10 protein-coding genes and 1 pseudogene are annotated in these 8197 nt (G+C 40.6%); 1 reads left to right on the top strand and 10 read right to left on the bottom strand.

What is annotated here, in order from left to right; genetic code table 11:
• Positions 1-149, bottom strand: a pseudogene (locus RUH60_RS11280) (cell envelope biogenesis protein OmpA); the annotation flags it as partial.
• Positions 150-174: 25 nt separating this feature from the next.
• The gene (locus RUH60_RS11275; RefSeq protein ID WP_313808360.1) at positions 175-936 is read right to left on the bottom strand and encodes an exodeoxyribonuclease III; all 762 of its coding nucleotides are present in this window, start codon (positions 934-936) and stop codon (positions 175-177) included.
• Between the two features lie 193 nt (positions 937-1129).
• Here RUH60_RS11275 and RUH60_RS11270 point away from each other — a divergent pair, with 193 nt between their 5' ends.
• On the top strand, positions 1130-2935 hold the full coding sequence (locus RUH60_RS11270; protein ID WP_313808358.1) for a lysophospholipid acyltransferase family protein: 1806 nt from the start codon (positions 1130-1132) through the stop codon (positions 2933-2935).
• Positions 2936-2988: 53 nt separating this feature from the next.
• Here the strand turns inward: RUH60_RS11270 and RUH60_RS11265 are convergent, their stop codons facing one another.
• The 8 genes from RUH60_RS11265 to RUH60_RS11230 form a co-directional block, all read right to left on the bottom strand.
• Entirely contained in the window at positions 2989-3267 is a 279-nt protein-coding gene (locus RUH60_RS11265; RefSeq protein ID WP_313808356.1) for a TM2 domain-containing protein, read from the bottom strand.
• A 39-nt stretch (positions 3268-3306) separates the two neighbouring features.
• Positions 3307-3720 (bottom strand): DUF805 domain-containing protein, encoded by a 414-nt coding sequence (locus RUH60_RS11260; protein WP_313808354.1) that lies wholly within the window; start codon positions 3718-3720, stop codon positions 3307-3309.
• Between the two features lie 33 nt (positions 3721-3753).
• Positions 3754-4152 carry a VOC family protein gene (locus RUH60_RS11255; RefSeq protein WP_313808352.1) on the bottom strand — a complete coding sequence of 133 codons (399 nt, stop codon included), beginning with the start codon at positions 4150-4152 and terminating at the stop codon, positions 3754-3756.
• Positions 4142-4555: a hypothetical protein gene (locus tag RUH60_RS11250; RefSeq protein ID WP_313808350.1), complete on the bottom strand. Its 414-nt coding sequence runs from the start codon at positions 4553-4555 to the stop codon at positions 4142-4144. Before RUH60_RS11250 ends, RUH60_RS11255 begins: the two co-directional genes overlap by 11 nt.
• Before the next feature lie 193 nt (positions 4556-4748).
• Complete coding sequence (locus RUH60_RS11245; protein WP_313808348.1) at positions 4749-5714, bottom strand: 2-hydroxyacid dehydrogenase; 966 nt, start codon at positions 5712-5714, stop codon at positions 4749-4751.
• 69 nt (positions 5715-5783) lie between these two features.
• On the bottom strand, positions 5784-7136 hold the full coding sequence (mgtE, locus tag RUH60_RS11240) for a magnesium transporter (protein ID WP_313808347.1): 1353 nt from the start codon (positions 7134-7136) through the stop codon (positions 5784-5786).
• Positions 7126-7905, bottom strand: a complete 780-nt coding sequence (gene rsmA / locus RUH60_RS11235; protein WP_313808345.1) for a 16S rRNA (adenine(1518)-N(6)/adenine(1519)-N(6))-dimethyltransferase RsmA — start codon at positions 7903-7905, stop codon at positions 7126-7128. The genes mgtE and rsmA overlap by 11 nt, the downstream gene beginning before the upstream one ends.
• 10 nt (positions 7906-7915) lie before the next feature.
• Positions 7916-8197: DUF4286 family protein (locus RUH60_RS11230; RefSeq protein ID WP_313808343.1), on the bottom strand; the 282-nt coding region annotated here is incomplete at its 5' end.

Genomic DNA, 8197 nt, shown 5'->3' with positions numbered 1-8197 from the left:
GTTTTCAATCCTTCATTTTCATCGGCTAACGCACGATTTTCTTTCTTTAAATCGGCGAATTTGGTTTCTAAATCGGTGTACATTTTCTTAGACACACACGAAGTAGTTAAGGCCAAAGCCAACATTCCTACAGAAACTTGTTTGATCATTTTTGTGGTATTTAGCATTAATAATTTATTCTAGTTCAACCAGCACCGGACAATGGTCGGAATGTTTCGCTTCCGGCAAAATCACGGCCCGTTTTAATTTATTTAGTAACGGTTCACTCACCAAATTGTAATCGATTCTCCAGCCTTTGTTATTGCCACGGGCTCCTGCTCGGTAACTCCACCAGCTGTAATTGTGGGGTTCTTTGTTAAAATGACGGAAGCTGTCAATAAAGCCGCTTTTCATGAAACCGTCCAGCCAAGCGCGTTCTTCGGGTAAAAATCCGGAAACTTTAGCGTTGCGAATTGGGTCATGAATGTCAATCGCTTCGTGACAAATGTTGTAATCGCCACCGATGATTAAATTCGGTACTTCTTTCTTCAACGTATTGATGTACTCCTGAAAATCATCCATGTACTGAAACTTATGACTTAACCTATCCATATTGGTTCCCGAAGGTAAGTACAGACTCATCACAGAAAAACCATCAAAATCAGCTCTCAGGTTGCGGCCTTCTTTGTCCATATAATCGATTCCGGTTCCGTAAACGACATTTTTGGGCGCTACTTTAGACAGAATGGCCACGCCGCTGTAACCTTTCTTTTCTGCCGGAAAATAGTATTGGTACGGATAACCCGCTGCTTCGATTTCCATTACCGGAATTTGTTCATGAACGGCTTTAATTTCCTGCAAACAAATAACATCCGGATTGGCACTTTGCAACCAGTCTAAAAAACCTTTAGAGATGGCAGCACGAATTCCGTTGACGTTATAGGAGATAATCTTCATTTTGGTGTTTAATTTTTTCAAAAATAGCCAAAAAACAGTCACTTTTATAACAGTTCAGTGCAAATGTTATAAACAATTCAGTGTCAATTACCTGCAAAAAAGCAGTGTCTGAAAACTCATAATAATATTCGATTTTCCTTTCGCCATTCAACAGAATTACTATCTTTGTTTTTATCGCCAAAATGAACAGTACATGGGGTTAGTTACCGCAAAAGAAGTTGCCAAAGCCATCAAAACAGACTCGTACGGAATGTTAGGAACATTTTCCGGCTGGCTGTTGATGAAAGTACTCCGTATTTCTACCCTGAACGATATCTACAACAGAAACAAACATTTGAAAGATTTGGAGTTTCTGAATGCTATTTTAGACGAATTTCACATCAAGTTTGAGATTCCGGAAGAAGATTTGAAACGCTTACCCAAAGGCGGCCCATACATCACGATTTCCAATCACCCACTGGGTGGCATCGACGGCATTTTGTTACTGAAACTGATGCTGGAGCGCGAACCGAATTTTAAAATCATCGCGAATTTCCTGCTGCACCGTATCGAACCGATGAAGCCGTATATCATGCCGGTGAATCCGTTTGAAAATCACAAAGATGCCAAGTCGAGCGTAATCGGACTGAAAGAAACTTTTCGTCATTTGAGTGACGGAAAGCCATTAGGGATGTTTCCAGCTGGTGAAGTTTCTACGTATAAAGACGGCAAACTGGTAGTCGACAAACCATGGGAAGAAGGTGCGATTAAGGTCATCCGTAAAGCTCAGGTTCCGGTGATTCCAATTTATTTTCATGCGCAAAACAGCAAGTTGTTCTACTTTTTATCCAAAATGAACGACACCTTGCGAACCGCGAAACTGCCTTCGGAATTATTGACGCAAAAAGACCGCGTGATTAAAGTACGTATCGGAAAACCGATTTCGGTAGCTGAACAGAACGAACACGAGACCATTGAAGAATATTCAGAATTTCTTCGCCGAAAAACCTATATGCTGGCCAATGTTTTTGAAAGTGAAAACGGCAGCAAATTATTGCAAACCCCAAGTTTAAAACTTCCGAAAAGTCCGAAACAGATTGCCAAACCAGCGAATCATGAACAGATTTTAGAAGAAATTACCGAATTGCGAAAAGGAACATACCGAATGCTGCAAAGTAAAAACTACGAGGTTTTCTTTGTAAAAGCCGATAAGATTCCGAACATTTTGCACGAAATCGGGCGTTTGCGTGAAATCACCTTCCGAGAAGTAGGTGAAGGCACTAATGAATCCTTAGATTTAGACAAATACGACAATTATTATTACCATATGTTCTTGTGGGACGAAGAAGCGCAACTGATTGCCGGAGCGTACCGCATGGGCTTAGGAACCGAAATTTTTGCCGCACACGGTATTGACGGCTTCTATTTGCAGGAATTGTTCCGTTTTGAGCCGGAATTGTACGATATGATGAGCAAGTCCATTGAAATGGGCCGTGCGTTTATCGTGAAAGAATACCAACAAAAACCGATGCCGCTTTTCTTATTGTGGAAAGGAATCGTTCATACTACGTTACGTTATCCGGAACATAAATTCCTGATTGGCGGTGTGAGTATCAGCAACCAGTTTTCGGATTTTTCAAAATCGCTGATGATTGAGTTCATGAAGTCGCATTATTACGATCCGTATGTAGCGCAATACGTGCATCCGAAAAAGGAATACAAAGTAAAACTGAAAGACGCGGACAGAGATTTCGTCTTCAACGAAGCTGAGGCCGATTTGAACAAATTCGACAAAATTATCGACGAAATTGAACCGTCAAGCTTGCGTTTACCAGTATTGATTAAAAAGTACATCAAACAAAATGCCCGCGTGGTAGCGTTTAACGTCGATCCGTTGTTTAACGATGCCGTGGATGGCTTGATGTACATCCGCATTGCCGATTTACCGGAAAGCACCGTTCGTCCGGTGATTGAAGAACTTCAGGCGGAACTGGAACGAAAAGAAAAAGGAATGTCTTAAAAAACATTCATAACCATAAAAAAATCCCGAATTGCTTCGGGATTTTTTATGTATTAAAACCAAGGTCTTTTGTTTACTTGGTACGTATCGTAAAATTCTTGGTCTGATTTGGTCAAATAAATGATTCCTTCAATAAATCCGACAAGACTTCCGATTCCACAGCTAACTATCGTAATGATAATCTGAATGATGCCTTCTTTAGTATATCCTAAGATAAACTTATGAATTCCTAATCCTCCGAATAAGATTCCCATAATCCCGGCAATTACCTTTTTATTATCTTGTTGTGGTTGCGGTTTGTTCCAATCTTCTGCTGGTTTTGTAACTTCCATTTTTATTATTTGTTATTTGGTTAGTGATTTTTACTTATTCTAATATCGAGTTATTCCGATTTCATCAATTTCATCCTTAATTTGCTTAGGATCATTTCCGTATTGATTACTTCCAACATCGCCTGCTGTACACATCATAATAAGAAACCAAATTGGGCCAATTACTGGGATGAAACGTACAAAGTAATACCATCCGCTTTTTCCAATATCATGCAAACGTCTCGATATTAATGCAAGAGTTGGCAATATCATTGCAATCGCGTATCCAGAAAGTCCAACTATTGTCCATGGGCCTACAATAGCATTCATATCAGAAAACGCAAACATCGGAACAAAAAAGGCAAATACAATGATGACATTCATCAATATAAAGTACCAATACTCTTGTCTTCTTGCCCTTCCAGTAAAAGTTGCATAATTATTAAAAACAGTATTCTTATAAGATTCTATCATCTTGACTTATTTGTAGCGCTAAAATATAAAATTTTACAGAAAAGCCTTATCGATAGGTTCCCAAAGTTCAATTTTATTTCCTTCCGGATCTAAAATCCAACCAAATTTGCCGTAATCGTAGGTTTCCATCTCGCCTACTATCGTTACGCCTTCTTCTTTTAAAGTTGCCAAAAGTGCTTCCAAATCGTGTACGCGGAAGTTCATCATGAATTGCTTCTGACTTGGCTCAAAATACTTCGTATCGGCTTTAAACGGCGACCATTGGGTTGAGCAGTCGTTGCCATCTTTATCCTTCCACCAAAACGTCCAGCCGTACTGATCGACCGGAATCCCTAATTGGTTTTTGTAAAATTCTTTAATCGCATTGGGATCTTCGCATTTGAAGAAAAAACCGCCCAAACCGGTTACTCGTTTTAACTCGTTATTGTCCATTTTTATAGTTGGGGTTAATAGTAAAAAATACTGTATTGGCTAAAAGCAACAAAATTCCTTCTATCGTAAAGAAAAACAAATGATTCAAAACGATTTGGGAGATGTAACCACACATCATTCCGAAAATCATCAGCCCAATGGCTAATAAAACGCCTTGCAATCGGGCGCGGTTGTCTCCGTTTTTAATCGGTTTGGCTAAAAATAACATCCAGATTCCGGACAACAGCATCATAGTTGAGGAATATACCCAAATCATCTGCATCCCTTGTGCTGCCGGCTCTTGTATTTCCCCTTTTGCAATGTGTTCCAAAACCGCCGGATAACCCATAAACGCATGCGGGATGAACTGCAGACAGGTAAGTACACCAACAAAAAGCATTAGATAATAGGCTACTTTATTCATCGAATATGTGTTTTAGTTATTTAAAGATAGTAAAGAAATGATTATCCGCTATAAAAACCCTTGCTCAAAACAAATAAGTGTCAATTTTTTTAAATTTCGAAAAAGACACGTTTTTGGTGTCTCTTTTTTGAAAAACAAATAAAGACACCAAAAACGTGTCTTTTAAATTTATTCAAAAAAAGAACACGCCTTACTACCGGTACAACGCCACAATCTTATCCACAATCACCTGAGCCAGTTTTTCTTTGCTTTCCATGGTCCAGCCAGCGATGTGCGGGGTTAATACTACATTGTCTGCGTTGAGTAAGTAATCAAACGCTTCGGGTTTTTCACCTTCAAACAAATGTTCGAACGAGAGTTTTTCATATTCCAACACATCAAGTCCGGCGCCTAAAATTTTTCCGGATTGTAATGCGCCAACTAAATCGGCGGTTACGACACTTTTTCCACGAGCGGTATTCAACAGCCAAAAAGGTTTCGCAAAAGCGTTGATAAAATCAGTGTTAATCATTTTGTCGGTTAACGGCGTCCAAGGTGTGTGAAGGCTTACTACATCGGCTTTTTGCTGTAATTCGGTTAAAGCAACTTGTTTAGCATTGGCATCGGATACATTGTTTAAAATATCGTAACACAAAACCTCAACGTCGAAACCGCGTAATTTTTTGGCGAACGATTTGCCCATATTTCCGTATCCAATGATTCCGACCGTTTTCCCGTCGAGCTCGTGACCTCGGTTGCTTTCTCGGTTCCAATGCCCTTGACGAACTTCTTTATCGGCTTTATTTAATTGATTGAAAAGCGACAACAACATTCCTAAAGCGTGTTCGCCAACGGCGTTGCGATTGCCTTCGGGTGCAGCAATTAATGCCACTCCTTTACTTTCAGCATAGTCGCAATCGATGCTCTCCAAACCAGCACCAACTCGAGCGATAAACTGAAGACTGGTGGCTTTGTCTAAAAAAGTTTTGTCGATTTTAAAACGGCTTCGAATGACAATGCCGTGGTAGTCCTGAATTTTCGCTTCCACTTCTTCTTTGGTGGATTTAAAATCATCGAAATTCTGAAAACCGGCTTGTTCCAATTGGTTCCACAACAACGGATGGTTGCTGTCAATATGCAGTATTTTGGTTTGGGAAACAGACTGTATCTCTTTATTCATGCTGACACTGTATTTCGCTTTTCAGAGAATAAAGATACGGGTTTTAAAAAAAGGAAAAAGGGAAACCGATTAAAAACCTAAAATCACTCGGGCGATACTGAAGTAGATTAAAATTCCCAAGATATCGTTACTGGTGGTAATAAACGGTCCTGTTGCTAAAGCGGGGTCGATACCGTATTTGTTCAGAATAATAGGGATAAACGTTCCGTTAAGTGACGCAATGATAATCACAGACAATAACGCTATGGTCACGGTAATTCCGATGTGGATTTCGTATCCTAGCACAAAGTAGCTTCCAATGAAGAGAATCGCTGACAGAATGAGTCCGTTTAACAAACTCAAAGACAACTCTTTTAACAAACGCTGAATGATGCTTCCGGTGATGACGTTATTCGCCAAACCTTGTACAATAATCGCCGAAGACTGTACCCCAACATTTCCGCCCATCGCCGCAATTAATGGCGTAAAGAAGAAAAGTTCGGCATGGCCTTTCATGGCTGGTTCAAACAATCCAAGAACTCGCACACTGATGAATCCGCCCAACAAAGCCAAAACTAACCAAGGCAAACGTGCACGGGTTAGTTCCAAGATGCTGTCATCCGCTTCAACGTCTTGCGAGATACCGGCTGCTAACTGGTAATCTTTGTCGGCTTCTTCTTTGATTACGTCTACGATGTCGTCGATGGTAATTCTACCTACCAAACGGCCCATTTCGTCTACTACCGGAATGGCTTCCAAGTCGTATTTCTGCATGATACGCGCCACCTCAACATCGGCGGTATCAACCTTAACGTAATCTACTTTTTTGATATAAACTTCACTGATTGGAGTTTTGGTCGAGGTCGTCAGTAAATCTTTCAGCGACAAACGTCCTTTCAAACGGTCTTCATCATCCACCACATAGATGGAATGCACACGGGTAACGTGTTCCGCCTGTTGACGCATTTCTTTTACACAGGTTAAAACGTTCCAATTCTCGTTTACTTTTACGAGCTCTTTCCCCATCAAACCTCCGGCAGTATCTTCATCGTAACGCAACAACTCGACAATGTCTTTGGCGTGTTCTACGTCTTCCAACTCGGAGATTACTTCCTCCATTTTGGATTGTGGTAATTCTGCGATAATGTCGGCCGCGTCGTCGGTGTCTAACTCGTCTAGCTCTTCGGCAATTTCTTTAGCGGAAAGGTTGCGAAGGATTTTCTCCCGAACTTCCTCATCCAACTCCAAAAGCGCTTCCGCAGTTTGTTCGGAATCCAAAATCTTGAACACATAGCTCGCTTCGTAATCGTCGAGCTCTTCCATGATTTCGGCAATATCAGCAAAGTGAATGTCCTGCAACAAGGTTTCTAATTCCTGCGCACGGTTTTCACTAATAAGTTGCTCTACCTGAGCAAGAAATTCTCTGCTGATTTTAAACTCCATCGGCGGCTATTTTTTGGGTAAGTACGATGAATTCCTCTACCGAAATTTGTTCCGGTCGGAGGTCAAAGATACTATCTAATCTTAAATTATCCGAAAGATTGAATGATTTTAGGCTGTTGCGAAGCGTTTTTCTGCGTTGGTTGAAAGCGGATTTTACCACATTGAAAAATAATTTTTCATCGCAAGGCAGTTTGTAGTCTTCTTTACGACGCATGCGCATCACCCCAGATTTTACTTTAGGCGGCGGTGTAAAAACGTGTTCCGAAACGGTAAACAAATATTCGGTATCGTAAAAGGCTTGCGTTAAAACCGAAAGAATGCCGTAGGTTTTACTACCTTTTTTCTCGCAGATGCGTTCGGCTACTTCTTTTTGGAACATCCCCGCAAATTCCGGAATCTGATCGCGCAATTCTAAGGTTTTAAAAACAATTTGCGAGGAAATATTATACGGAAAGTTTCCGATAATCGCATACGGTTCTTCGCCAAACACTTCTTTCAGGTTGTACTTTAAGAAGTCTTTGGAAATGATTTTTCCGTGTAGTTTTGGATAATGGGCATTCAAATATTCCACCGATTCCGTGTCGATTTCGATTACATAGGTTTCGGTTGGTTTGTCTAGCAAATATTTGGTCAAAACACCCATTCCCGGACCGATTTCCAATACTTTACCATAACCTTCCAAGGTAAGTGCATCGCCGATTTTTTGGGCAATATTCTCGTCGTTCAGGAAATGTTGTCCTAAGTGTTTTTTTGCTTTTACTTTGTCCATCGGTTGTATATTAATGATCCGAAATCAATTCCAATTCGGTGCGGAAAGCCAACATATTGTCTCCAAAAAGCCTGTGCCCTTCTTCGCGAAGTCTTGGTGCATCTTCATCGTAATAACGCTGCAAAGTTTCTTTACAATCTGTGGTATACTGAACCGAATAGGTTACACCACCCATTTCTTCTTCCACCAATACTTTTACCATGCGGGCAGAGGTGAATTTACCGGTCGCTAAAACATCGGCAATGTGTTTGTTCTGCATCCAGTCCATCCATTGGTCGTGAACGCTTTCGTG

It is taken from the genome of Flavobacterium sp., assembly GCF_032153895.1.
Lineage (GTDB): Bacteria > Bacteroidota > Bacteroidia > Flavobacteriales > Flavobacteriaceae > Flavobacterium.
Note: the sequence above shows the minus strand (reverse complement) of the source record. Positions and strands in the feature narration are given on the sequence as shown.